General features: G+C 66.0%; 21 protein-coding genes, 1 pseudogene and 2 riboswitches. Of the genes and pseudogenes, 10 read left to right on the top strand and 12 right to left on the bottom strand.

The window, feature by feature from the left end; translation table 11 throughout:
* Nucleotides 1-171: 171 nt before the first annotated feature.
* Both ACODS5_RS05310 and ACODS5_RS05305 read left to right on the top strand, forming a co-directional pair.
* Nucleotides 172-1,665 carry an ATP-binding protein gene (locus ACODS5_RS05310; protein WP_489108141.1) on the top strand — a complete coding sequence of 498 codons (1,494 nt, stop codon included), beginning with the start codon at nt 172-174 and terminating at the stop codon, nt 1,663-1,665.
* Nucleotides 1,634-3,061 (top strand): sigma-54-dependent transcriptional regulator, encoded by a 1,428-nt coding sequence (locus tag ACODS5_RS05305; RefSeq protein ID WP_489108140.1) that lies wholly within the window; start codon nt 1,634-1,636, stop codon nt 3,059-3,061. Before ACODS5_RS05310 ends, ACODS5_RS05305 begins: the two co-directional genes overlap by 32 nt.
* 149 nt (nt 3,062-3,210) lie before the next feature.
* Here the strand turns inward: ACODS5_RS05305 and ACODS5_RS05300 are convergent, their stop codons facing one another.
* From ACODS5_RS05300 to ACODS5_RS05290, 3 genes are all read right to left on the bottom strand, one after another.
* Nucleotides 3,211-3,510, bottom strand: a complete 300-nt coding sequence (locus ACODS5_RS05300) for a hypothetical protein (RefSeq protein ID WP_134689745.1) — start codon at nt 3,508-3,510, stop codon at nt 3,211-3,213.
* Nucleotides 3,511-3,616: 106 nt separating this feature from the next.
* Nucleotides 3,617-4,969 (bottom strand): GntP family permease, encoded by a 1,353-nt coding sequence (locus ACODS5_RS05295; protein WP_062574186.1) that lies wholly within the window; start codon nt 4,967-4,969, stop codon nt 3,617-3,619.
* 115 nt (nt 4,970-5,084) lie between these two features.
* A complete protein-coding gene (locus ACODS5_RS05290; RefSeq protein ID WP_489108139.1) occupies nt 5,085-5,624 on the bottom strand; it encodes a gluconokinase in 540 nt (179 codons plus the stop codon).
* Between the two features lie 208 nt (nt 5,625-5,832).
* Between ACODS5_RS05290 and gntR the strand changes: the two genes are divergently transcribed.
* The 3 genes and pseudogenes from gntR to ACODS5_RS05275 all read left to right on the top strand — a co-directional run bounded on the left by gntR (nt 5,833) and on the right by ACODS5_RS05275 (nt 8,417).
* Nucleotides 5,833-6,852 (top strand): HTH-type transcriptional regulator GntR, encoded by a 1,020-nt coding sequence (gene gntR / locus ACODS5_RS05285; protein WP_489108138.1) that lies wholly within the window; start codon nt 5,833-5,835, stop codon nt 6,850-6,852.
* Nucleotides 6,853-7,058: 206 nt separating this feature from the next.
* A pseudogene (locus tag ACODS5_RS05280) lies at nt 7,059-7,880 on the top strand (PAS domain-containing protein); the annotation flags it as partial.
* A gap of 81 nt (nt 7,881-7,961) precedes the next feature.
* Nucleotides 7,962-8,417, top strand: a complete 456-nt coding sequence (locus ACODS5_RS05275) for a methyl-accepting chemotaxis protein (protein ID WP_372239474.1) — start codon at nt 7,962-7,964, stop codon at nt 8,415-8,417.
* On the opposite strand, the gene ACODS5_RS05270 is transcribed toward ACODS5_RS05275, so the two are convergent.
* The 7 genes from ACODS5_RS05270 to ACODS5_RS05240 all read right to left on the bottom strand — a co-directional run bounded on the left by ACODS5_RS05270 (nt 8,392) and on the right by ACODS5_RS05240 (nt 14,851).
* Nucleotides 8,392-11,670 carry a transporter substrate-binding domain-containing protein gene (locus tag ACODS5_RS05270; RefSeq protein ID WP_489108137.1) on the bottom strand — a complete coding sequence of 1,093 codons (3,279 nt, stop codon included), beginning with the start codon at nt 11,668-11,670 and terminating at the stop codon, nt 8,392-8,394. The two genes, ACODS5_RS05275 and ACODS5_RS05270, sit on opposite strands and share 26 nt — an antisense overlap.
* Before the next feature lie 3 nt (nt 11,671-11,673).
* Nucleotides 11,674-12,288, bottom strand: coding sequence for a response regulator (locus ACODS5_RS05265; protein WP_489108136.1), 615 nt, complete (start codon nt 12,286-12,288; stop codon nt 11,674-11,676).
* Nucleotides 12,289-12,461: 173 nt separating this feature from the next.
* Nucleotides 12,462-12,704: a DUF1272 domain-containing protein gene (locus tag ACODS5_RS05260; RefSeq protein WP_489108135.1), complete on the bottom strand. Its 243-nt coding sequence runs from the start codon at nt 12,702-12,704 to the stop codon at nt 12,462-12,464.
* A 64-nt stretch (nt 12,705-12,768) separates the two neighbouring features.
* Complete coding sequence (cobM, locus tag ACODS5_RS05255; protein WP_134689738.1) at nt 12,769-13,521, bottom strand: precorrin-4 C(11)-methyltransferase; 753 nt, start codon at nt 13,519-13,521, stop codon at nt 12,769-12,771.
* A 28-nt stretch (nt 13,522-13,549) separates the two neighbouring features.
* A complete protein-coding gene (locus tag ACODS5_RS05250) occupies nt 13,550-13,960 on the bottom strand; it encodes a cobalamin biosynthesis protein (RefSeq protein WP_134689737.1) in 411 nt (136 codons plus the stop codon).
* Complete coding sequence (locus tag ACODS5_RS05245; RefSeq protein ID WP_134689736.1) at nt 13,960-14,655, bottom strand: CbtA family protein; 696 nt, start codon at nt 14,653-14,655, stop codon at nt 13,960-13,962. Before ACODS5_RS05245 ends, ACODS5_RS05250 begins: the two co-directional genes overlap by 1 nt.
* A 10-nt stretch (nt 14,656-14,665) precedes the next feature.
* Nucleotides 14,666-14,851: a CbtB domain-containing protein gene (locus tag ACODS5_RS05240; RefSeq protein ID WP_489108134.1), complete on the bottom strand. Its 186-nt coding sequence runs from the start codon at nt 14,849-14,851 to the stop codon at nt 14,666-14,668.
* Nucleotides 14,852-14,953: 102 nt separating this feature from the next.
* Nucleotides 14,954-15,112: riboswitch (cobalamin riboswitch) on the bottom strand.
* Between the two features lie 60 nt (nt 15,113-15,172).
* Nucleotides 15,173-15,371: riboswitch (cobalamin riboswitch) on the top strand.
* Nucleotides 15,372-15,471: 100 nt separating this feature from the next.
* Here ACODS5_RS05240 and cobW point away from each other — a divergent pair.
* From cobW to ACODS5_RS05220, 4 genes are read left to right on the top strand one after another with little or no spacing between them, the layout of a single operon-like run.
* On the top strand, nt 15,472-16,539 hold the full coding sequence (gene cobW, locus ACODS5_RS05235; RefSeq protein WP_489108133.1) for a cobalamin biosynthesis protein CobW: 1,068 nt from the start codon (nt 15,472-15,474) through the stop codon (nt 16,537-16,539).
* 3 nt (nt 16,540-16,542) lie between these two features.
* The gene (cobN, locus tag ACODS5_RS05230) at nt 16,543-20,304 is read left to right on the top strand and encodes a cobaltochelatase subunit CobN (protein WP_489108132.1); all 3,762 of its coding nucleotides are present in this window, start codon (nt 16,543-16,545) and stop codon (nt 20,302-20,304) included.
* 2 nt (nt 20,305-20,306) lie between these two features.
* Nucleotides 20,307-21,305 carry a magnesium chelatase ATPase subunit I gene (locus ACODS5_RS05225; protein ID WP_489108131.1) on the top strand — a complete coding sequence of 333 codons (999 nt, stop codon included), beginning with the start codon at nt 20,307-20,309 and terminating at the stop codon, nt 21,303-21,305.
* Nucleotides 21,306-21,358: 53 nt separating this feature from the next.
* On the top strand, nt 21,359-21,973 hold the full coding sequence (locus ACODS5_RS05220) for a vWA domain-containing protein (protein WP_256660220.1): 615 nt from the start codon (nt 21,359-21,361) through the stop codon (nt 21,971-21,973).
* A gap of 103 nt (nt 21,974-22,076) precedes the next feature.
* Here ACODS5_RS05220 and ACODS5_RS05215 read toward each other — a convergent pair whose 3' ends face one another.
* A complete protein-coding gene (locus ACODS5_RS05215) occupies nt 22,077-22,343 on the bottom strand; it encodes a hypothetical protein (protein WP_134689731.1) in 267 nt (88 codons plus the stop codon).
* 334 nt (nt 22,344-22,677) lie between these two features.
* On the opposite strand from ACODS5_RS05215, the gene ACODS5_RS05210 reads away from it, so the two are divergent.
* Nucleotides 22,678-24,003 carry a sigma-54 dependent transcriptional regulator gene (locus tag ACODS5_RS05210; protein ID WP_134689730.1) on the top strand — a complete coding sequence of 442 codons (1,326 nt, stop codon included), beginning with the start codon at nt 22,678-22,680 and terminating at the stop codon, nt 24,001-24,003.
* Between the two features lie 49 nt (nt 24,004-24,052).
* On the opposite strand, the gene ACODS5_RS05205 is transcribed toward ACODS5_RS05210, so the two are convergent.
* Nucleotides 24,053-25,060, bottom strand: coding sequence for an aldo/keto reductase (locus ACODS5_RS05205; protein ID WP_489108130.1), 1,008 nt, complete (start codon nt 25,058-25,060; stop codon nt 24,053-24,055).
* Nucleotides 25,061-25,158: the final 98 nt, after the last annotated feature.

Genomic DNA, 25,158 nt, shown 5'->3' with positions numbered 1-25,158 from the left:
CTAATAACTAATTGTTTTTAAAGAGATTTTGTTTTTTTAAAAGGAATGGCCGGATTTTTGCTTCACCTCACCAGGGCCGCCAGTTCGTCATGACTGTCGGCCGTTACAGGGCTACCACCGGTAGCGACAGCGTGCCGGTGGCCTCACTGGCTCAAAGGCGGGAACGACGCGATGCAGACGCTCGACAACCAAGCCATCGACAAAACTGCTGCAGCCTCCGCCGGGCTGGCCACGCCGCTGCACGAGTTCAACCTGCTGCGCTGGTTCTCGCTGGTCAGCCTGCTGATCATCGCGGCAGTGGCCGGCGGCCTGGGCTATGTGTCGACGCGCTTCGTGGTACGCGACAGCGTCGAGCGCGATGCCATGCTCACCGCGCAGTTCATCCAGGCCATGGCCCAGGCCGAGGTGCGTCATTCGCAGTTGCCGCCGGGGGTGACCATGGGCGAGCTGCTCGACCCGCGCCTGGACCAGCAGCATCTGCAGTTCACCCCACAGCTGGCCGAAGCCACCCGGGTGGAATTTCTCGACCATGTCGAGCACCTGCCCGATACCCTGCTGGCCAACGTCTACGCCCGTGACCGTACGGTGGTGTGGTCGACCAACCCGCAGTTGATCGGCCAGCGCATCGAGGAGGATGACGACCTGGAGCAGGCCTTCCGTTCGCGCAAGTCGGTGTCGGCCAGTTATCACAAGGCCGACGAGGAACGCGAGGAACAGAAGTTCCAGCGCGAGCCGCGGCACCTGTTCATCGAGAACTACATCCCGCTGTTCGACAGCCAGGGCGAGCAGGTGCTGAGCATGGTCGAGATCTACAAGGAGCCGCAGGACCTGGTGCGGCGCATCCACCGTGGCTACGTGTTGATCTGGGCCTCGACCCTGGTGGGGGGAGCATTGATCTACTTCGGCCTGTTCTGGATCGTGCGCCGCGCCGCCAGCTTGCTGCAGCACCAACAGGAGCGACTGGTGGCCAGCGAAACCTACGTGGCCCTGGGCGAGATGTCCTCGGCGGTGGCCCATAGCCTGCGCAACCCGCTGGCCAACATCCGCTCCAGCGCCGAGCTGGCCCAGGATATCGCCAGCCCCGCGGCGCAGAAGAACATCGTCGACATCATCACCCAGGTCGACCGCATGTCGCGCTGGGTGCGCGACCTGCTGGTTTCGCTGCGCCCGACCAGCGACGAGCCCGAGGCAGTGGACCTGGTGGCCGCCCTTGAGGATGCCCGGCAAACGTTCGCCCTGCAGATCGAGCGCAACCAGGTGCGTTTCAGCTTCGCCGGCCCGGTCGTGCAATGGGTGGCCAGCCAGCCGCTGCAACTGACGCAGATCCTCAACAGCCTGTTCGCCAACGCCCTGGAGGCCATGCCCCAGGGTGGCGAGCTGCGCGCCGAGGTGCACCAGGTGGATGGCCAACAGGCCCAGTTGCAGCTCAGCGATACCGGCAAAGGGATGAGCGAGCAACAACGGCGCATGGTGTTCAAGCCTTTCTTCACCACCAAGCAGGGCGGCCTCGGTGTCGGCCTGGCCCTGGTCAAACGGATCATGGAACGCTTTGGCGGCGCGGTCGAACTGACCAGCCGCGAAGAGGAAGGAACCCGCGTCAGCCTGACTTTCAATATCGCAGCGGGAGGGGACCATGGAACACAGCATCCTGGTGGTCGAGGATGATGAAATCCTTGCCGACAACATTCGCACCTACCTGAGCCTCAAGGGCTTCGAGGTCATGGTGTGCCACAGCGCGGAGCTGGCGTTGGAGCAGATCAAGCGCGCCCAGCCCGACGCCGTGCTGACCGACAACTCGTTGCCCGGCATGAGCGGCCACGACCTGCTGCGTGCCCTGGTGGCCCAGGTGCCTGCGTTGAAGGTAATCATGATGACCGGCTACGGCAACGTCGAGGACGCCGTGCTGGCCATGAAGGAGGGCGCCTTCCACTACCTGACCAAGCCGGTGGTGCTCGCCGAGCTCAAGCTGATGCTGGACAAGGCCCTGGCCGCCGAACGCATGGAGCGCACGCTGTCGTTCTACCAGGAGCGCGAGGCGCAGAAGTCGGGGTTGCAGGCCTTGATTGGCGAGTCGCCGGTGATGCTCGACCTCAAGCACACCCTGCGCCAGTTGCTCGATGCCGAGCGGCGCATGGCCAGCGACGACCTGCCGCCGGTACTGGTGGAGGGCGAGACCGGCACCGGCAAGGAACTGGTGGCCCGTGCCCTGCACTTTGACGGCAGCCGCGCCAAAGGGCCGTTCATCGAGTTCAACTGCGCGTCGATTCCGGCCAACCTGCTGGAGGCCGAGCTGTTCGGCCATGAGAAGGGCGCGTTCACGGACGCCAAGGAGCGCCGGGTGGGGCTGGTCGAGGCGGCCGATGGCGGCACGCTGTTCCTCGACGAGATCGGCGAGATGGACCTGGTGCTGCAGGCCAAGCTGCTCAAGTTGCTGGAAGATCGTTGCATCCGTCGCATCGGCGCGGTGAAGGAACGCAAGGTGGACTTGAGGGTAATCAGCGCTACCAACTGCAACCTCGAGCAAATGGTGCAGCAGGGCAAGTTCCGCCGCGACCTGTTCTTCCGCCTGCGCATCATCGCCCTGAAGGTGCCACGCCTGTATGCCCGGGGGCCGGACATCTTGCGCCTGGCCCGACACTTCCTGGCCCATCACGGGCGGCGCTATGGCAAGCCTAACCTACGGTTTTGCGCCGAAGCCGAGGCGCTGATGCTTGGCTACAGTTGGCCGGGCAACGTGCGCGAGCTGCGTAACATGCTCGAGCAGACCGTATTGCTGGCCCCCAGCGAGGTGATTGGCGCGCACCAGTTGAACCTGTGCATGACGTTGGTCGATGAGCCCCTGGCTGCGCCCGCGCCGATGACCGTGTACGAGGCGCATCGCCACGAGCCGGAGGCGACCGGCAGTTTGCCGGACATGGAGCGCGACATGGTCTGTCGCACGCTCGACCGCACCGACTGGAACGTCACCAAGTCGGCGCGCTTGCTGGGGCTGTCACGGGACATGCTGCGCTACAAAATCGAGAAGCTTGGCCTGAGCCGGCCAGACAAGCGCCAATGGTGACCTGGGCGCAAGCCCTGTAGGATCACCTTGTGTCGCGATGGGGCGCACAGCGCCCCGGCCCTTTTCGCGGCGACACTGAGATTGTGGGGGCGCTTTGCGCCCCATCGCGACACAAGGCCGCTCCTACCGGGGTATGTGGGGCTGAGGCCTCAAGGCTTGCCCGTACCCCCTGAGCCATCGCCACCGCGTCCCATCCCCTCCGAACCGCTGCCGCCCATGCCGGGCAAGTCGCGCTCATCTTTGTGCTCGGCCGGCGGGCTGTCGGGGTCGTTGCCCTTGATCCGCGGGTCGGTATCGCGCGGCATGGGCTTTTCGACGGGGTTCAGGGTGCTGTCGACACCTGGCTTGGGCGCCGGGCTGTGCGGGTCATCGGGGTAGGTGGCGCCGGTTCCGGCGGCCAGAGCCAGTGGCGAAGCGAGCAGGGCGGCGAGCAGCAGGGCAGCTTTCATGGGGCAGGCTCCTTGGCGAGGAAAGAAAACGGCCCTGCCTGCGCAGGGCCGCTGTCTCACTTGGGCCTTGAGTCGATTAGCTTGGTGCCATCACGGCGACCGACGGTCACACCACCATCGACAGCAACATGATGAAGATGATGCCGACCACCGAGAGGATGGTCTCCATCATGCTCCAGGTCTTGAAGGTTTCGGCGACGGTCATGTTGAAGTACTGCTTGACCAGCCAGAACCCGGCGTCGTTGACGTGGGACAGAATCAGCGAGCCGGCCCCGGTAGCCAGTACCAGCAGCTCGCGGTTGACCCCCGGCACCAGGTCGATCACCGGAGCGACGATGCCGGCGCCGGTGATGGTGGCCACGGTCGCGGAACCGGTGGCGATGCGGATCACCGCCGCCACCAGCCAGGCCAGCAGGATCGGCGAGATCTCGGCCTGGACCGCCATCTGGCCGATCACGTTGCCGACCCCGGTGTCCACCAGCATTTGCTTGAAGCCGCCGCCGGCGCCGACGATCAGCACGATGGCCGCGGTGGGTGCCAGGCTCTGGTCGAGCATCTTCATGATCTGCTGGCGGTTGAAGCCGCGCGCCGAACCGAAGGTGTAGAACGCCAGCAGCAGGGCGGCGAGCAGGGCGGTGATCGGGTGGCCGATCAGGTCCATCCATTGGCGCACGATGTGCTCGGCTGGCAGCACCACGTCGGCGAAAGTCTTGAGCAGCATCAGCGCCACGGGCAGCAGCACGGTGATCAAGGTCACGCTGAAGCTGGGCAGGTTCTGCTGGTCCGACTCGCGGGCAATCTGGTCCATCAGCTCCTGGGACGGATTGCCCGGGATGTAGCGGGAGATGAAGTTACCGAACAGCGGACCGGCGATCACTGCGGTGGGCAGAGCCACCAGCAGGCCATAGAAGATGGTCTTGCCGATGTCGGCGTGGAAGATGCCGATCGCCAGCAGCGGGCCCGGGTGTGGAGGCACCAGGCCGTGAACCACGGAAAGGCCGGCCAGCAGCGGGATGCCGATCTTCACCAGTGACACGCCGGAGCGACGGGCAACGATGAATACCAGCGGGATCAGCAGCACGAAGCCGATCTCGAAGAACAGCGGAATGCCCACCAGGAAGGCGGCGAACATCATCGCCCAGTGCACTTTCTGCTTGCCGAAGGCGCGGATCAGCGTCTGCGCGATCTGGTCGGCGCCGCCGGAGTCGGCCATCAGCTTGCCGAGCATGGTGCCCAGGGCCAGGACGATGCCGACGAAGCCCAGTACCCCGCCAAAGCCGTCCTGGAACGACTTCATCACCTTGGCCACCGGCATGCCGGAGGTCAGGCCGAGAAAGCCCGCGGCCAGGGTCAGGGCAACGAAGGGATGGACCTTGAAATGAGTGATCAGCAGGATCAGCCCGACGATGGTGACCAGTGCGTCGAGCAGCAGGAAGGTATCAGTAGCTAGTCCGAACATGGATCGTTAGCCTCGGTCTTGTCGTTGTTGTTTTGGTGGAGCGTGTTTCTTGGTCGTTGCTTGCCGCAAGGTACAGAGACAGCGCTATCTTGGGTGAGCTGGCAATACCGTCGATTCAGGCAGTACGCGCCAGGGGCCGCTCACCACCGGGCTTTAGCCAGGTGTGCACGTCTTCGGCCAGGGCTTCGACCGAGCGGGTGGCGTCCAGCGCCAGGGTCCGGGGTTCGCCGCGGGGCGGCTCCAGGGCGGCGAACTGGCTCTCGATCAGGCTTGCCGGCATGAAGTGGCCAGGACGGGCCAACACACGCCGCTCGGCTTCCTGCGGGGTCAGTTCGAGGAACACGAAGCCCAGCGTGGGTACCGCCTGGCGCAAGGTCTCGCGGTAGCGGCGCTTGAGCGCCGAGCAGGTCAGGATCGGGCGTTCGCCCGCGCTGATCACGTTCTGCAGCTCTTCACCCAGGCGCACCAGCCAGCCAGCGCGGTCGTCGTCGTCCAGGGGAATACCGGCGCTCATCTTGGCGATGTTCGCGGCGGGGTGAAAGGCATCGCCTTCGATCAGGCGGCCGCCGCTGCGCGCGGCAATGGCCGCGCCGATGCAGCTCTTGCCGCATCCAGCCACGCCCATGACCACAATCGCGGACAGGGAAGGGTTCATCTGTACCTCCTGCTGGGTGAGATAGCGCTGTCTTTGCGGTGTTGAACCAGACAGGTAAGCGCCACCCTCCCGGGTGTTATTGATCTTGTCTTTGGCAGTATGGACGTATAAGGCATGACTGCTACCAGGATTGCATTGCCTGCATCCAGAGACAGCGCTACCTTAGTGACCGTTCCCTCTTCCTGCAAGTGGAAAAACTCCAATTCCCATGTCCCGTATCGGCTCGCGTACCACTGGTCGTCCCACCCTGGCAGAAGTCGCCAGGCTTTCCGGGGTTTCCCCCATCACCGCCTCCCGCGCCCTGCGCGGGGTCAGCACGGTCGCCCCGGAGCTGGTGGAAAAGGTCAAGGCCGCGGCGGCCAGCCTGGGCTATGTCGCCAACCCGGCGGCGCGAGCCCTGGCCTCGGCGCGCAGCCAGTCGGTGGTAGTGTTGATTCCTTCGCTCTCCAACCAACTGTTCATCGACACCCTCGAGGCGATCCACGAGGTGATGCGGCCCCGTGGGCTGGAGGTGCTGATAGGTAACTACCACTACGACATCGCCGAGGAAGAGAACCTGATCCGCAACTATCTGGCCTACCAGCCGTGCGGCATGTTGCTGACCGGTTTCGAGCGCAGCGAAGCCTCGCGGCAGATGCTCGCCGCCAGCCAGGTGCCCTGCGTGCACATGATGGAGCTGGGTGGCGCAGACGGTGCCTTGTCGGTCGGGTTTTCCCAGTACGAGGCAGGGCGTGCGGCGGCGCGGCACCTGATCGAGCGTGGGCGGCGGCGCCTGGGCTTCATCGCCGCGCAACTGGACCCGCGGGTGATGCAACGGGCCGAGGGGTTCCGCCAGGCGTTGGCGCAAGCCGGCTTGCAGGCGCCAGAGCTGGAAATGCTCGACCCGCAGCCGTCGTCGATCGGCCTGGGGGGCGAGTTGTTCAGCCGCTTGCTGGCTCGGGCGCCGGATGTCGATGGTATTTTCTTCTGCAACGACGACCTGGCCCAGGGCGCGATTTTGCAAGCCTTGCGCCAGGGCGTCGAGGTGCCTCGGCAGGTGGCGATGGTCGGGTTCAACGACTTGCCGGGTTCGGCGCACATGGTGCCGCGGCTGACCTCGATCCGCACGCCGCGGGCAGCGGTGGGGCGCGGCGCGGCGCAGGCCCTGCTGGGCATGCTCGACGGCAAGCGTGGTGCGGATGGGCAGCAGGACCTGGGCTTCGAGTTGATGGTGCGCGAGAGTTCCTGAGCGGCCGGGCACGGCGCGTAGGAGCCGGCTACCGTGTCGCCTGGTTCGCCAGCAAGCTGGCTCCTACAGGTGGAGCGGCCATCCACCACGGCGTCGGGTTGGCCGGCAACGGTGGCAGATCATCGGCAAAAACCACCAGACAAACGGGCGCAAATAGCTAATTCAAAAGTGATATCAGTTCGCTTGCACGGTGAAAACGCCGATCTATGCTCAGGTTCATCCCAGAGCAGAAGGAGCCCCGGCTCATGTTCGAATACCATCGCAAGTCCGATCTGGTCGAGATCCAGCGTTGCCGCCAGGCCCTGGCGGGCATGGAGGCCAAGCTGGCGGCGATCAGCCGTTCCATGGCGATGATCGAGTTCGCGCCAGACGGCACGATCCTCGATGCGAACGAGCACTTCTGCAGCACCATGGGCTACAGCGCCGAGGAGATTCGCGGCAAGCACCACCGCATCTTCTGTGACCCGGCCTATGCCAAGAGCGCCGAGTACCAGCAGCTGTGGCGCGAACTGGGGCAGGGCAAGGCCATCAGCGGTACCTTCGAGCGCCTCGACAAGACCGGTCGCGAGGTCTGGCTGGAAGCCAGCTACATGCCGGTGATCGACGAGCGCCAACAGGTCACCAGTGTGATCAAGGTGGCCTCGGACATCACCCGCCATGTCAATGAAGAACACGAGAGTGAAAGCTTGCTCAAGGCCATCGGCCGTTCCATGGCGGTGATCGAGTTCACCCCGGCCGGGCGGGTGATCAAGGCCAACCAGAATTTCCTCGACACCATGGGCTACCGCCTGGAGGAAGTGGTGGGCCGGCACCACGGGCTGTTCTGCCTGGCCCACGAGCGTGAGTCGGCGCAGTACCGCGACTTCTGGGCCTCGCTCAACCGCGGCGAGTACCATTCGCACCGCTTCGAACGCATCAACAAGCAGGGCCAGACCGTCTACCTGGAGGCTTCGTACAACCCGATCTTCGACAACAAGGGCCGCTTGTACAAAGTGGTGAAGTTCGCCAGCGACATCACCAACCAGGTCAGTACCCAGCAGACCGCCGCCGATGCCGCCCATGCCAGCTCGGTACAGACCGACGCCTGCGCGCGCAAGGGCACCCAGGTAGTGCAGCAGACTGTCGAGGTGATCGAGCAGATTTCCGCCGAACTCAACCAGGCCGCGCGCAGCATCGATGCCGTCAGCAAACAGTCCGAAGCCATTGGCCAGATCGTCCTGACCATCCGTGGCATCGCCGACCAGACCAACCTGCTGGCGCTCAATGCGGCGATCGAGGCGGCGCGGGCCGGCGAATATGGCCGCGGCTTCGCGGTGGTGGCCGACGAAGTGCGCAACTTGGCGGCGCGCACCAGCAAGGCCACCTTGGAGATCGTCGAGGTGGTACGGCAGAACCACGACCTGTCGCTGACGGCGGTGGCCAGCATGCAGTCGAGCCTGACCCGTACCGGGCTCGGGGTGGAGCTGGCCAACGAGGCGGGCACGGTGATCATGGAAATTCAGCAGGGTTCGCGGCACGTGGTGGACGCGATCAGCCAGATCAGCTCGACCCTGCAATTGCACTGAGGTTTTCCCGCAGCTCGCGTTCGAGGCTGTGCAGGCTGGCGTGCAGCCGTTCGAGCAACGAAGCGAGCGGCTGGCGGTGGGCGATGGCCTGCTCCAGGGCTTCGCAATCCTGCACCACGGTCCTGACCTTGAGCATCTTGGCGCCACCCTTGATCCGGTGTACCACCGGGCCAAGCGCCTCGCTGGCCGGCGAGCTTCCCAGCGCCCGCAGGGCCTGCAGGTCCTCGGCATTGCTGGCGGCCAACTGCTCCAGCAGGCGCATGATCAACTGCTCGTCATCCTGGGTCAGGTGACGCAGCTGTTGGAGGTCGAAACCACTGGCACGCGCCGTGGGGCAGGGGGCTGGGTCGATGCTGCGCAGGTGAGCCAGGCAGCCTTTCAGGGCCTGCAGGCCGATTGGCTTGAACAGGCAGTCGTCCATGCCGCTGTCCAGGCAACGCTGGCGTTCTTCAGCCTGGGCGTTGGCGGTGACGCCGATGATGCGACAGGCCGGCCGTGTGCGTTGTTTTTCCGCGGCGCGGATGCGCCGGGCCAGTTCATGGCCGTCCATCACGGGCATGCTGCAGTCGCTGAGCACCACATCGAAGTGCCCGGCCTGCCACAAAGCCAGGGCCGCCTCGCCCTGGTCGGCGAGCACTACCTGGTGCCCGAGTGAACGCAACTGTTTCTCGAGCAGCAGCAGGTTGGCTGGATAATCGTCGACCACCAGCACCTGCAACGGCCCGCCGGCGATCTCCCGGCCGATGCCGCTCACCGGCTCCCGGCTAGGTGGGGGGCAGACCTGCAAGGTGAGCAGGATATCGACCTGGGTCCCTAGGCCCTCGAGACTTTGCAGGCTCAGCTGGCCGCCCATCAGCTCGCACAGTTCGCGGCTGATCACCAGGCCCAGCCCGGCTCCTTGGCGGCCCTGACTGCCATCGGCCTGGGCGAATGCGTTGAACAGGCGCGCCTGATTGGCAGCGCTGATGCCCATGCCGCTGTCACGGACCTGCAGGTTGATGCGCAGCCGTTGGGCGTCAAGCGCCGTGGCGGTGAGGGTCACGTCGACTTGTCCACGGTCGGTGAACTTGATGGCATTGCTGACCAGGTTCGACAGCACCTGCTTGAGGCGCAAGGCATCGACCCGCACCCAGCAGGGCGGTTCGGGCAATGCGCCGTGCAGTTGGATGCCCTTGGCCCGCGCATTGCCCTCGAACACCCGCAAGGTCACCTGAACCAGCTCGATCAACTCGACCGGCTGGGGCTGCAGGGTCATATGGCCGGACTCGATGCGCGAGATATCGAGCACATCGCCGATCAGGTCGAGCAGGCCGAGCGCCGAGTCGTGGGCGGTTTTCAGCGCGTGGCTGTCGCTGCGCCCGTGGTGACTGTCCTCCAGGGCCAGCTCAAGCAAGCCGATGACCGCGTTCATCGGCGTGCGAATTTCATGGCTCATGACCGCGAGGAAGGTGCTTTTCGCCTGGCTGGCCCGTTCGGCATCGTCCTTGGCTTGGCGCAATTGTTCGAGCAAGCTGCGGCTGAGTGCCAACTGCTCCTGCAAGGCCCGCTGGGCTTCGGTGCGCTGGTGAATAAGCTTGCGCAGGTAGGTGTTCCAGAACGCCACGCCGGCCAGCAGCACGGCGGCCAGCACCAGTACCTGCAAGGCCAGGGTACGGTAGTTGCGCCAGGGGCTGTCGCTGACCACGGCATTGGTACGCCAGCGGTTGACCAGTTGTTCAAGTTCGTCCGGCGGGATGCTAAGCAGCGCTTTGTCGAGGATCGCCTGCAACTGCGGCTGCGCCGGGCTGACGGCGAATGCTGCCAGGGCCGGCTCGTCACCTTGCAGGCCGGCGATCCTCAGGCGGCCCTTGAACACCTGGTTGATGAAGTAGGCGGCGTTGATGTGTGAACTGATCGCCACATCCGCCTCACCGTTGGCCACGGCCTCCATCAGTTGCAAGGGGTTCTCCTTCTCGATCGGCTGGATGCCGCTGGCCTGGAGCGTCAGGCCATCGCGCAGCGGCGAGCCGCGCAGCAGCGCCACGCGCAGGCCGCTCAACGGTTGGTCGCCGATCAGTGGCGGAGCATTGTGCCGGGTAACCAGCACCCGCGGGCTGATCATGTAGGGCCGGGTGTAGCGCAGGCGCAAGGCGCGGTGCACGCCATAGCCGATGGCGCCGATCATGTCGACCTGGCCCTGGGCGGTCTGCTCGACCATGTCCTGGAATGACTCGGACTCGACGATCTGGAAGCGCAGGCCGGTGCGCAGGCTGATACGTTCCAGAAGGTCCAAGGCGATGCCACGGGGGTTTTGCTGGGCATCGGTAAAGCTCAGCGGCGCCAGGGTGGTATTGATCATGACCTTGACCTGGCGGTGTCCCTCGATCCAGTCGCGCTCTTCCGGGGTCAGGGCGGCCAGGCGGCGATCGAGCAAGACACTGGTGCTGCCGCTGGTCCAGCGGCGCAGAATGTTCAGCCGCTCGCTGTCGGCGATCCTGGCCAAGGCCAGGTTCACCAGTTTCAGCAGCCGTGGGTTGTCGCGGGCCAGGGCAAAGGCAAAGGTGCCGACCGGCGCCTTGACGAAGTGGTCGACCTTGACCATCCCCTGGTAACCCTTGGCGATCACGTAGTCGGTACTGATGGCATCGCCCAGGTAGGCGTCGGCCTGGCCCAGGGCTACCGCCGCGATACCGGCCAGCGTCGAGCGGTAGAGGCGCAGCTGGGCCTGGGGGAACAACTGCTGCACGGTCTGCATCGGCAGATAGTGGTCGACCATGGCCAAGTGCAGCCCGGCCAGGTCGCTGTTTTCGCGCAGTGTGCGGGAATGGCTCGAGGCGATGACCGGCAGATCGTCGGCATAGGAGTGGCTGAGGGCCAGCTCGGCATCGTTGGCCTCGAAGGCGTTGGACGTCCCCAGCAAGTCGACTTCGCCGGCGCGCAGCGCGGCCAGGGCCATGGCGCGGCTGGCATAGCGGCGCACCCGCACCGGCACGCCGAGCTGCTCGCCGATCAGCCCGGCGTAGTCGGCGCTCAAGCCTTCGTAGTCGGCCTGGCTGGTGTTGATGTCGAATGGTGGGTAGTCCGGACGCGAGCTTCCCAGCACCAGCGCTTTACGCTGCTCCAGCCAGCGCCGGTCGGTGTCGTCGAGTTGCAACGGGGGCGCGGCGCTCAAGGCCCGCGCCAGCAAGTGGCGGCTTTCGCCCGGCACGGCGGCAGGGGCGGACAACGGCCATGCTAGGGCCAACACCAGGCACAGCAGCGTGCGCCCGATCATGGGTCAGGCCACGTTGTTGCGCTTGGCCAGGTCGACCATTTCAACCAGCGACTCGACCTTGAGCTTTTCCATGATTCGCCCGCGGTAGGTACTGACGGTCTTGGCGCTGAGGTTCATCTGTTCGCCAATGAGTTTGTTGGACTGGCCCGCGCAGAGGCGACGCAGCACTTCCATTTCCCGATTGGACAGCTGCATCAGCCGGGCGCTTTCGCTCTCCAGGGTATTGCTGTTGACCGCCATCTGCGGGAAGGTCGAGTAGCCCTTGACCAGGGCCTTGAGGGCAAACACCAGGGCATCGAGGTCTTCGTCCTTGTTGACGAAGGCGCTGATACCGGCATCCATGCAACGGCGCACGTAAAGGTCGGCAGGCTGGCCGGTGAGCGCCATGATCCTCGGCGCGGGCTCCAGCAGCTTGAGGCGCTTGATTACCTCCATGCCATCAAGGTCGGGCAAGCCGATATCGAGGATGACGACTTCGGCTTTGGTTTCTTTGGCCAGGCGCGCGGCGTCCTTGCCTTTGCCTGTCTCACCCACGATGGTGAAGCGCTCCCGCTCGAGCAGCATGCGCACGGCCAATCGAACAATATGGTGGTCATCAACCAGCAACACGGATGTCATTTGGGTAACTCCTGTCAAAGTGCAGCCCGCGTCCTGCGTTTTACTGCATGCGCAAGGTGGCGGGCCAACTGGGCTGCGCGCACCTTACGGAGAATCAGGAGCCTTGGTAATAGGCGAGTATAGGTGTGTTGATAAACCTACGATCGCTTGCTGAAAAATCCTACAAATACACCTCAAGCGCAAGCAGCGTGTGGTTTGTGGACCCGCAGGGTCGTTGCCGGGTTGTTGGCCAGGGCCTTGCCGGTGCGGGTAGGGCGAGTCACCAGTTGCCCGCCGCAATTGGGGCACTGGCCCTGGAAGTGGCGGTCGTTGCAGGCGCGGCAGAAGGTGCACTCGAACGAGCAGATCAGTGCATCCGGGCTTTCGGCCGGCAGGTCGCGGTCGCAGCATTCGCAGTTGGGGCGCAGTTCGAGCATGGCAGGCATTCCGTTGGCAAGTTGCACGCAGTGTGCAACGCCACCGCCCCCGACGGCAATCGCTTCAGTTGCCCTGCCGGTACAAGTGGGCGTGCCCGGCCCGGTACAGCGCGGATTCGGCGAACGGCGCATCGCCCAGCACCTGGCCGACCAGAATCAGCGCGGTACGGCGAAAGCCTTTGGCCGCTACCCGCTCGACGATATCCGCCAGGCTGCCACGAGCCCAATCCTGGTCCGGCCAGGTGGCGCGGTGCACCACGGCAATCGGGCAGTCACCGCCATAGTGCGGCAAGAGCTCGTCGACGATGCGCGCCAGGTGCTTGACCCCCAGGTGGATGGCCAGGGTGCTGCCATGCCGGGCCAGATCGGCCAGCTGCTCGCCTGGCGGCATCGGCGAGCTGTCGCCATAACGGGTGAGGATCACCGTCTGCGCCACGTCCGGGAGGGTCAGCTCGCAGCCCAGCAGCGCGGCGCTGGCGGCGGTGGCGGTGACCCCGGGGATGATCTGGTAGTCGATGCCCAGTGCCTGCAGGTGGCGGATCTGTTCGCCGATGGCGCCGTACAGGCTGGGATCGCCGCTGTGCACCCGGGCCACGTCCAGGCCTTCGGCGTGGGCCTGGCGCATGGCCTCGACGATCTGCTCCAGGTGCAGTTCGGCGCTGTTGAGCACGGTTCGGGCGTTATGGCCCTCGAGCACCGCGGGCGGGACCAGGGAGCCTGCGTAGATGATCACCGGGCACTGGCGAATCAGGCGCTGGCCCTTGACCGTGATCAGTTCCGGATCGCCGGGGCCGGCACCGATGAAGTAGACCGTCATGGCGGTTCCTTGCAGATAAAGAAGCGGATTATCCGCCGATGGCCAGCGCCAGGGTAGCGCCGGCAAGGACTTGCCGCGGCACGTGCAGGCTGGGCTGTGGCGCGACGCGGGCAGCCAGGGCCAGGGCGGCGCTTTCGGCCACGCCCCAGCAGCCGGTCTGGGCGTAGGCGGTGGCCGAGCGTTGGCTGAGCAACGGTTCGAAAGCTAGCAGGTGCGCGGCGTCGAAGCACAGGAACGGCACGCCAAGGCGCTCGGCCAGGGCCAGCAAGCCCGGTTCGCGGGCCTTCGGGTCGATGCTGGCGATGGCGCGCAAGGCCGACAGGGGCAGGACGTGGCGGGCCATGGTCTGGCGCAGCAGCACCGCCAGGGTCTCGACGGGGCAGCCACGGCGACAACCAAAGCCCGCGTACAGCGCGGGCTGCGGGCTGAAATCGAGCATCAGGCCGGGTTGGCGCGGCGGAACAGCCAGGCGCTGAGCAGGCCCAGGGCCAGCCAGAACGCGGCGTTGGTCAGCCAGGAAGCGATCTTGAACTGTGTGGCCAGGGTCTCTGGGGCCAGGCTTGCGTGCACTGCCGGTTGTGGCGCGCCGATCAGGTGAGGGATCACCAGCAGCACGACCCCCAGCACCTTGAACAACCAATGCCGGCTAAACACCAGCAAGGCCAGGCCGGCCGCGGTGGCGGCGGCGGTGCCGATCCACCAGGCCTGGCGTTGGCCCAGGTCGGCGGCGGCGGTGCCTGGCAGCTCGGCCGGCAAGCCCAGGGTGGGCGCCAGGCAGAACACGGCGAAGCCGGCCAGGCCCCAGAGCGCGCCGGTGCTGACGCGGCCAGGTTCACGCAGGCTGTACAGCGCGGCGAGGATCAGGGCGAAGCCGACGGCTACCACCAGGTTGCCGCCGGTGGTGGCCAGCACTCGCTGCCAGCCGTCTTGCGGTGCCCAGGCCTCGGCGTTGTGCTCATGGCTGTGGCCGGCTTCGGCTGGCGCATGTTCATGCTGCTCGGCTACCGGGGCGGCGCTCTCGAAGGTTTCCGCCTGGAGGATCAGCGGGGCGATCCAGAAACTTTGCAGCAGGGTCAGCAGCAGGGCGGCGAGCAGCCCGCTGAAGCCCGCGGTGCGGGCAATACGCGTGATCATGCGGGGATACTCAGTGGCAGGGGAAGGCGGCGCTGTGACGGGTGTCGTGGGCGGCGTTGTGCACCGCCTCGATGTGCGAGAAGCCGGCGAAGTACACCAGGCTCAGGCCCAGCAGGCTGGCGCCCACGGCGACCAGCAGGCGCTGGCTGAGGCTGACGGGGGTGACGATGCTGTGCTTGGCACTGGTGATAGGCATGACGCGTTCCTCTGCTGCTTTTGTTTTGGGCAACGGGCAAGCGCGACGCCCCCAGGCGCGGATGGCCCAGGGCATGCGACAGCACCCGCCCACCGCGGGGTTGTTCATCGAGCACCACAGGCCGGTCTCCGGGCTGGCGAGCATCGCTCGCTTACCGTTGCGGGGGCAGCACCGGCTTTGTCCGCCCCTGTTGTAGAGGCCGCGTCGCACCGGTTTCCCGTTTCACCCCCAATTGGGGGCACCTGAAGGCAGTGCGCTAGCAAATCACGGGGCGTGGCCGGCGTCAATCGCGGCGGCGGTTGACCGTTGTCGGGTGGATGCGTAGCCTTGCCGCTTCGAGGTTCTCAGGCCTGGCCTGAGCTAAGACGGGAACGCGGTACAAGCCGCGGCTGCCCCCGCAACTGTAGGCACTGAAAGGTTCGGCACAGCCACTGCGCAGGCGCGCGGGAAGGCGCTGAGCCACCGGCCCCGGCGCCGGATTGGTGCAAGCCAGGAGACCTGCCTCGCGACGTTTTCGACTTTCAACCGGGCGGGGTGATCCGGTGGCGAACGCGCCCGGCCAGCATGGCCGCGGCCGCCGTCCCGCATGCCCGCGCCACAGCCGCCAAGGGCAACGCGACATGAAAACACTGGCCAAGCTCCCTGTCACCATCGTCACCGGCTTTCTCGGCTCGGGCAAGACCACCTTGCTCCGCCACATGCTCGACAACGCCCAGGGCCGTCGTATCGCGGTGATCGTCAACGAGTTCGGCGAACTGGGCATCGACGGCGAGATCCTCAAGCAGTGCAGCATCGGCTGCACCGAGGAAGAGGCGCAGGGCCGGGTCTTCGAGCTGGCCAACGGCTGCCTGTGCTGCACCGTGCAGGAAGAGTTCTTCCCAGTGATGCGCGAGCTGGTGGCCCGCCGCGGCGACCTTGACCATATCCTTATCGAAACCAGCGGCCTGGCCCTGCCCAAACCCCTGGTGCAAGCCTTCCAGTGGCCGGAAATTCGCAACGCCTGCACCGTCGATGCGGTGATCACCGTGGTCGACAGCCCGGCGGTGGCCGCCGGCACCTTCGCCGCCTACCCCGAGCAGGTCGACGCCCAGCGCAAGCTCGACCCCAACCTGGACCACGAATCGCCGCTGCACGAGCTGTTCGCCGACCAGTTGGCCAGTGCCGACCTGGTGGTGCTGAACAAGGCCGACCTGATCGACGCCGCGGGCCTGGCCAAGGTGCGCGCCGAGGTGGCCGAGGAACTGCCGCCGGCGGTCAAGGTGATCGAGGCCAGCAGTGGCCGCCTGCCACTCGACGTGCTGCTGGGCGTGGGCGCCGAGTCCGAGGCGCATATCGATGGCCGTCGCACCCACCATGATTCGCACCACGACGGTGACGATCACGACGACCACGATCATGATGCCTTCGATTCGATTTCCATCGACCTGCCCGAGGCCGACGAAAGCCTGCTGCTCGGTGCCCTGAGCCAACTGGTCGGTGAGTTCGGCATCCTGCGCGCCAAGGGCTTCGCCGCCATTCCCGGCAAGCCGATGCGCCTGCTGATCCAGGGCGTGGGTACCCGTTTCGACAAGCACTTCGACCGTGCCTGGCGCAGCGATGAAGCGCGCATCACCCGCCTGGTGCTGATTGGCCAGGACCTGGACGCCGCGCAGCTTGAAGCGCGCCTGCGCCAGGCCTTGGGCGCCTGATCCATGCACCTGCTGCGGACCCAGCCCGGCGGCTTCGTGCCGGACGACAGCATTGCCGATCTCGGCCAGACACCTGCCGAGTTGGTGATCCTCTGCAGCGGCGATTCCCATCTGGCACTGCTCGCCGAAACCGCCGAGCAGTTGCCGGACGATTTCCCCAGCGTGCGCCTGGCCAACCCGATGCAGGTGCAGAACCATGCCTCGGTCGACCTGTATGTCGACCAGGTACTGCGCCATGCCAAGCTGATCCTGGTCTCGTTGCACGGCGGCGTCGGCTACTGGCGCTACGGTGTCGAGCAGTTGGTGGCCCTCGCCAGCCGTGGCGTGCAGTTGGTCCTGGTGCCGGGGGACGACCGCCCGGACCCGGAGCTCACCGAGCTGGGCACGCTGCGCGGGGCCGAGGCCGAGCGTTTGTGGCACTACCTGCGCCAAGGTGGCAAGGCCAACGCGATCAACCTGTTCAAGTGCCTGGCCAGTCAATGGCTGGGGCGTGACTACCGCTGGGACGAGCCCCAGCCGCTGCCGCGCACGGCGGTCTATCACCCGGCCCGCCCCAGTGCCGAGCTGCAGGACTGGTACGGCGAGTGGAACCCCGAGTACCCGGTGGCACCGCTGCTGTTCTATCGCTCGCACTTGCAGGCGGCCAACACTGCGTTCATCGATGTGTTCTGCCAGCGCTTGCAGGCGTGCGGGCTCAACCCGCTGCCGATCGCCGTGGCCAGCCTCAAGGAGCAGGCCTGTCTGGAGCAGGTGCAAGCCTGGCTCGACGAGGTGCAGGCCGAGGTGGTGATCAACACCACTGGTTTTGCCTTGTCCAGCCCGGAACAGCCCAACCTGCGCCCGCTGCGCCGCGACGTGCCGGTGTTGCAGGCAATCTGCGCCCAGGACAACCAACCCGGCTGGGAGCAGAGCGAGCAGGGCCTGGGCGCTCGCGACCTGGCCATGCACATTGCCTTGCCGGAGCTTGACGGGCGCATCATCACCCGTCCAGTGAGTTTCAAGGACCTGGCCTGGCGCAGCGAGCGCAGTCAATCCGACGTGGTCTGCTACCGTGCCCACCCCGAACGCATGGACTTCGTGGCCGAGTTGGCACGGCGCTGGGTGGCGCTGGCGCGCCTGGACAACCAGGAAAAGCGCGTGGCCTTGGTGCTGGCCAACTACCCGACCCGCGACGGGCGCATTGGCAATGGCGTGGGCCTGGATACCCCGGGCGCGGCGTTGAACATACTCAGGGCCATGCAGGGCCAGGGCTACCCGGTCGCCGGCCTGCCCGACAGCGGCACCGCGCTGATCCACCAATTGCTGGGTGGCGTGACCAACGACCTCGATCATCTCGACCAGCGCCCGTGCGCCCAGAGCCTGAGCCTGGCCGATTACCAGGCGGCCTTCGCCGCGCTGCCCGAGGCCAACCAGCGTGCCGTGCTGGCGCGCTGGGGCACGCCCGAGCAGGACCCGATGTTCCGCAGCGGGCGGATGATGGTCGCCGGCTTGCGCTATGGCCTGACCTTCGTCGGTATCCAGCCGGCGCGGGGCTACCAGGTGGACCACAGCGCGGTGTACCACGACCCGGACCTGGTGCCGCCGCATGGCTACCTGGCGTTCCATTTCTGGCTGCGCAACGGCTTTGCCGCCGATGCCGTGATCCATGTCGGCAAGCACGGCAACCTGGAGTGGTTGCCGGGCAAGGGCGTGGGGCTGTCAGCCGAGTGCTGGCCGGACGCGCTGCTCGGGCCGCTGCCGAACATCTACCCGTTCATCGTCAACGATCCGGGCGAGGGCGCCCAGGCCAAGCGCCGTACCCAGGCGGTGATCATCGACCACCTGATGCCGCCGCTGACCCGAGCCGAAACCTACGGCCCGTTGCGTCACCTGGAACAGCTGGCCGACGAATACTACGAAGCCCAGTTGCTCGACCCGCGTCGGGCCCAGGAGCTGCAACGGGACATACTCGAGTTGCTCAAGCGCAACCATATCGACCGCGAGCTGCAACTCGAAGGCCAGCTCGACGATGCGGCGGTGTGGCTGCCACGCCTGGACACCTATCTATGTGATCTCAAGGAGTCGCAGATCCGCGACGGCCTGCATGTGTTCGGCCAATCGCCGGCCGGGCGCTTGCGCAACGATACCTTGCTGGCCTTGTTGCGTGTGGCGCGCGGTGATGGCAAGGGGGCCAACGCCAGCCTGATCCGTACCTTGGCCAAGGCGCTTGGGCTAGGCTTCGATCCACTGGACTGCGACCTGGGACAGGCCTGGGATGGGCCGCGGCCTGCGCCGCTGCAGGCGGTGGACGCGGCCTTGTGGCGGACTTGTGGCGATACCCGCGAACGCCTCGAGCTGCTGGCGTCGAGCCTGATCGAGCAGGCATTGCGCGGCGCTGTCGAGCTGCCGCAAGAGCCGTGCTGGCAACCGCTGCGCGAAGTGCTCGCGGCCTTGCTGGACGATGTCGCGCCTCGCCTCGATGCCTGTGGCGGCGCCGAAATGGACGGCCTGCTGGCAGCCCTGGCTGGGCGTTTCGTCCCGGCCGGGCCCAGTGGCGCGCCCAGCCGCGGGCGCTTGGACGTGCTGCCCACCGGGCGCAACTTCTATACCGTCGATGTGCGCAACCTGCCAACCACCACCGCCTGGCGCCTGGGCTTCGCCTCGGCCAACCTGATCCTCGAGCGCCACCTGCAGGACCACGGTGACCACCTGCGCCAACTGGGCCTGTCGGTGTGGGGCACGGCGACCATGCGCACTGGCGGCGACGATATCGCCCAGGCCATGGCGCTGATGGGGGTGCGCCCGGTCTGGGCCAGCGCCAGCCAGCGGGTCGACGACTTCGAGATCCTGCCCTTGAGCCTGCTCGACCGGCCGCGGGTGGACGTGACGCTGCGGGTCTCCGGGTTCTTCCGCGACGCCTTCGGCAACCTCATCCGCCTGTTCGACGCGGCGGTGCAGGCGGTGGCGGCGCTGGACGAGCCTGACGCCTACAACCCGCTGGCCGCCCGCGTGCGCGCCGAGCGCGCAGCCCTGCTGGCCGAGGGCCTGGACCCCGAGCAGGCGGCTCGTCAGGCGGGTTGGCGGGTGTTCGGCGCCAAGCCCGGGGCCTATGGCGCCGGCGTGCAGAACGCCATCGACGCACGCCTGTGGCACAGCCGCGACGACTTGGCCGAGGTTTACCTCAACCATGGTGGCTACGCCTATGGCGCCAGCGACCAGGGCACCCCGGCGCGCGCGCGCTTCGCCCAGCGCCTGAGCCAGGTGCAGGCTGTGCTGCAGAACCAGGACAACCACGAGCACGATCTGCTCGACTCCAACGACTATTACCAGTTCCAGGGCGGCATGCTGGCCGCCGCCGAGACCTTGGCCGGCAGTGCTCGCGCCAGTTACCACGGCGACCACAGCCAGGCCGACCGACCGCGCATCCGCACCTTGAAGGAAGAGTTGAACCGGGTGATCCGCGCCCGCGCCCTCAACCCCAAGTGGATCGACGGCGCCAAGCGGCACGGCTATAAAGGTGCCTTCGAACTGGCGGCGACGGTCGATAACCTGTTCGCCTTCGACGCCACCACGCACCTGATCGACGACCACCATTACCAAGGCCTGGCCGACGCCTATGTGCTCGACCCGGCGACCCGTGCGTTTCTGCGCGAGCACAACCCCGAGGCCCTGCGCGACCTTACCGAACGCCTGCTGGAAGCCCAGCAGCGTGGTTTGTGGCAGGAACCGGGCGATTACCGCGACAGCCTCGAGCAACAGCTGCTCGATGGCGAGGAAGACAGCTGAAAATGAGTGAACCCGTGCAATTCCCGCTGGCAGCGGTTGTCGGCGCCGACGACCTCAAGCTGGCCCTGTGCCTGACCGCCATCGACCCGAAGATTGGCGGCGTGCTGATCGAGGGCCCGCGCGGCATGGCCAAGAGCACCCTGGCCCGTGGCCTGGCCGACCTGTTGGGTGATGGCCCGTTCGTGACCCTGCCCCTGGGGGCGACCGAGGAGCGCCTGGTCGGCAGCCTCGATCTGGATGCCGCCCTAGGCCAGGGCCAGGCGCGTTTCTCGCCTGGCGTGCTGGCCCATGCCGACGGCGGCGTGCTGTATGTGGACGAGGTCAACCTGCTGCCCGATCCGCTGGTCGACCTGCTGCTGGACGTGGCGGCCAGTGGAACCAACCGTATCGAGCGCGACGGCATCTCCCACCGTCATGCGGCGCGCTTCGTGCTGATCGGCACGATGAACCCGGAAGAGGGGGAGTTGCGCCCGCAACTGCTCGACCGCTTCGGCTTGAATGTCGCCCTGGACGGCCTGCCGGCGCCCGAGGCGCGCCAGCAGATCATTCGCCGGCGCCTGGCATTCGATAGCGACCCTGAAGCATTCCGTGGCCAATGGGCCGACGCGCAAGCAGCCTTGCGCGACCGTTGCCAGGTTGCCCGCGAGCGCCTGGCCGGCATCGCCCTGGACGACCAGGCCCTGGCCTGGATCACCGAGCGCTGTTTCGCCGCCGGGGTCGATGGCCTGCGTGCCGACCTGGTCTGGCTGCGCGCCGCCCGGGCCCATGCCGCCTGGCGCGGCAACCAGGCGATCGAGGAGGCGGACGTCGAGGCGGTTGCCGAATTCGCCTTGCGCCATCGTCGCCGCGGCGATGCTGCAGAGGCACCGCCCCCCGCAACCGGTGGGCCAGCGCCTGGGCAAGATGCCCAGGGCGGGCAGGGCGACTGGGGCGCATTGCCACCCCAGGCCGTCACCAGCGCGGCCCGCCGCGAGGTGCCTAACTGGGCAAAAAAGCCCTGAGCATCCGCGCGCGCAGCGCCCAGGCGTCGGATGCCAGACCGCGCGGCGGTGATTTGACGGGCACTGTCCGTGGTCGCGCACGCGTCGCCGACAGCGGCCGTATCGCTTGGCTGGCGACTCTGCTCAAGGGCCGGCCCCGCCAGCGCCGTGACCTGTGCTGGCAACAGCGCCAGGCCCAAGGCCCTGAGCTGTGGCTGGTGATTGTCGATGCCTCGGCCTCTACCCGTCGGCACCAGGCCCTGGCCCAGGGCAAAGGCCTGCTGGCCGGGTTGTTCGACCAGGCTTATCGGCAGCGGGCCCGTTTGGCATTGCTGACCGCCAGTGGTAGCAAGCCGCACTGGCAGCGCCACGGGCTCAAGGCCTCAGGCGCCTTGCAGCCATGGCTGCAGGGCCTGGGCGCGGGCGGCGGGACGCCACTGTTCGCGGCGCTGGAGGAGGCCCGCCAATGGCTGCTGGCGCGCGGCAAGCGTCTGCCCCATGAGGTGCAGCGCTGCTTGATATTGACCGACGGCCGCTTGCAACAATGGCGCGCGCCACAGCCGATGCCTTGCAGCACCCTGTTGGTGGATATGGAAATGGCGCCGGTGCGTATCGGCCGCGCACGACAACTTGCCGAACAACTTCAGGCCGACTATCGACATATCGAACAGTTCGCGGCGGTCAATTGAACGGTACAAGTGCGACACTTTGTCGCAAGTATGAAGTTGTTACAAATACCCAAGGGATGTTTGCACAAGTGCGCGAGGGCGCGCACTTGTGGTGGGGCAGTACTTACTTCGGCATGGACCAGGGTTGCAGGTCATAACCCTTGCGCGACAGTTCCGCGCGCACTTCCTCGATCAGGCTGGCCCATTGCGCAGGGTCGGAGTAGACCCGCGAGGATACTTGCTTGCTGCCGATACGGGTGCTGGTCCGGTCGATCACTGCCAGGCTCAGCTCACCAGTGCCATTGGGTGCATCCCAGGCAACGCACTGGAAGGGTTCGAAGGCGTGGTCGGCGATCAGCAGTGCTTCGTTGACACGGAGCGGGGCATTCATGGTTCGGTCTCTCTCATGGTCCCAAACAGCGAAATAAAGTTCCGCGGTGCAGTTTTTCAAAAGTCTACAGCGCGGGGTTATTCGTACTGATGCTCCAGGTCAGGGTTGAAGTCACATGGCCGTTGAAATTTTTTTACTTGTGCCGATTTTAATCTGAGTCTCCCCGGCGCCTATGACGTCAGGTCTGGGTGAAAATTCCCCGCAGCGCTTTTACCGAAGCAGATGGGCTGACCAACGGTCATGGAGGGCGTCAAGTTCATTGCTACTGTTAATTTTGGCGTCGCAACTAACTGTTTATACGTAAAAAACTAAAATCTGGCGCCAAGGAACGGTCATGCTTGAACCTGCTTCCCACCGCCGCCTGTTGATCGTCGACCCGTGCGACGATTGCCACCGTTTGCTCCCGGGCTTGCGCAGCGTCGGCTGGGAGGTCCGCAGCTGTACCTTGGACGCTGCCTTGCAGCAGCCGTGCGATGTGGGCCTGGTGCGTTTGCAGGCCTCGCACCTGCGTCATCCCGAGGCCGTCAAGGATCTGATCAAGCGCAGCAACACCGAATGGATCGCCGTGCTCAGCGCCGAGGAGCTGCGCTTGCAGAATGTCGGCGACTTTGTGTGCGAATGGTTTTTCGACTTCCATACCTTGCCGTTCGATGTGTCGCGGGTTCAGGTCACCCTGGGGCGCGCGTTCGGCATGGCGCGCCTGCGTGGCAAGGGGGCCGTGCAGGTCAATGAGCCTGCGCATGAGCTGCTGGGCGAGAGTCGACCGCTGCGCGAACTGCGCAAGCTGCTGGGCAAGCTGGCGCCCACCGAGTCGCCGGTGCTGATCCGCGGCGAGAGCGGCACCGGCAAGGAGCTGGTGGCGCGTACGCTGCATCGGCAGAGCCAGCGCCACGACATGCCGTTCATCGCCATCAACTGTGGCGCCATCCCCGAGCACCTGATCCAGTCCGAGCTGTTCGGCCATGAGAAGGGCGCGTTCACCGGGGCCCACCAGCGCAAGGTGGGGCGCATCGAGGCGGCCAATGGCGGCACGCTGTTTCTCGACGAGATCGGCGATCTTCCCTTGGAGTTGCAGGCAAACTTGTTGCGTTTTCTCCAGGAGAAACACATTGAACGGGTGGGCGGCAACCAGCCCATTGCCGTGGATGTCAGGGTATTGGCGGCCACCCATGTGGACCTGGAAAAGGCGATCGGGCAAGGGCGCTTTCGCGAAGACCTGTACTACCGCCTCAACGTCTTGCAGGTGGTGACCGCGCCCTTGCGCGATCGGCATGGCGACCTGTCGATGCTGGCCAGCCATTTTTCGCAGTTCTACAGCCAGGAGACGGGCAGGCGACCCCGTTCGTTCAGTGAAGGCGCCCTGGCGGCGATGGGGCGGCACGACTGGCCAGGCAACGTGCGTGAGCTGGCCAATCGGGTCAGGCGTGGCCTGGTTCTGGCCGAAGGGCGCCAGATCGAGGCCCAGGACCTGGGCCTGCAGGCGCTGCCGGAGCAGGACCAACCCTTGGGCACCCTGGAGGATTACAAGCACCGGGCCGAGCGCCAGGCTTTGTGCGATGTGTTGAATCGCCACAGCGACAACCTGAGCATCGCGGCGAAGGTGCTGGGGGTGTCCAGGCCGACGTTCTACCGCCTGCTGCACAAGCACCAGATCCGCTAGCCCCCGGTTTGTGCGCCATTGCTGTAAAAGGTAGCAATGGCGCGCAATCTCAACGCGGCAACCGCCCGCTGACGAAATGCGCCACGTCATTGAAGCCTGGCGTGGACGCATGCCCCGGCGTCACCAGCGAATCGATGAACGCCTCGTCCTCGGTGCTGATCTTCACGGTCAGTGCCCCGGCATAGGTGTCCCACTGCGCTTCGGTACGCGGCCCGACGATGGCCGAGCTGACCAGGCGATTGTTCAGCACCCAGGCGATGGCGAACTCGACGATGCCGACCCCCTTGGCCTCGGTGTAGGCGTGGATCTTCTGGGCGATGGCCAGTGACTCCTGGCGCCATTCCACTTCCATGATCCGCTTGTCCTGGCGCCCGGCGCGGCTGCCTTGGTCCGGGGTCGAGCCAGGGGCGTACTTGCCGCTGAGAACGCCACGGGCCAGCGGGCTGAACGGCACCACGCCCAGGCCGTGGTAGGCGGCGGCGGTGAGTTGCTCGGGCTCGGCCTGGCGGTTGACGATGTTGTACAGCGGCTGGCTGACTACTGGCTTGGCCACGCCGAGCCTTTGTGCCACGTTGCAGATTTCGGCGATGCGCCAGCCGCGGAAGTTGGACACGCCCCAGTAGCGGATCTTGCCTTGCGCCAGCAGGTCGCCGATGGCGCGCACGGTCTCTTCCAGCGGTACCGAATGGTCCTCGCGGTGCAGGTAGTAGATGTCCAGGTAGTCGGTGCCCATGCGCGTGAGGGTGGCCTCGATGGCATTGAACAGGTGTTTGCGCGACAGGCCGCTGCGGTTCGGCAGGCCGTCGATCGGACCATAGCCGGCCTTGGAGGCGACGATCCACTGGTGACGGTTGCGCGCCACCGCCTCGCCGACGATCTCCTCGGAACGGCCGCCATTGTAGACATCGGCGGTGTCGACGAAGTTGATGCCCTGGTCCCAGGCCTTGTCGATAATGCGCAGCGAGTCTTCGGTGCTGGTCTGTTCACCGAACATCATGCTGCCGAGCGTGAGGGCCGAGACTTGCAGGCCAGAATGGCCGAGAGGGCGGTAGATCATTACAGATAATCCTTTTCTGACAGCCTGAGAGGGGTTCCCCTCTTTTACACAGTTCCGCGCTGCTTTGAAAGCGCGGGCCAGACGCCGTTTCCAGGCGC

Source organism: Pseudomonas sp. FG47 (assembly GCF_057809115.1).
This window is presented reverse-complemented; position numbering and strand designations above follow the sequence as displayed.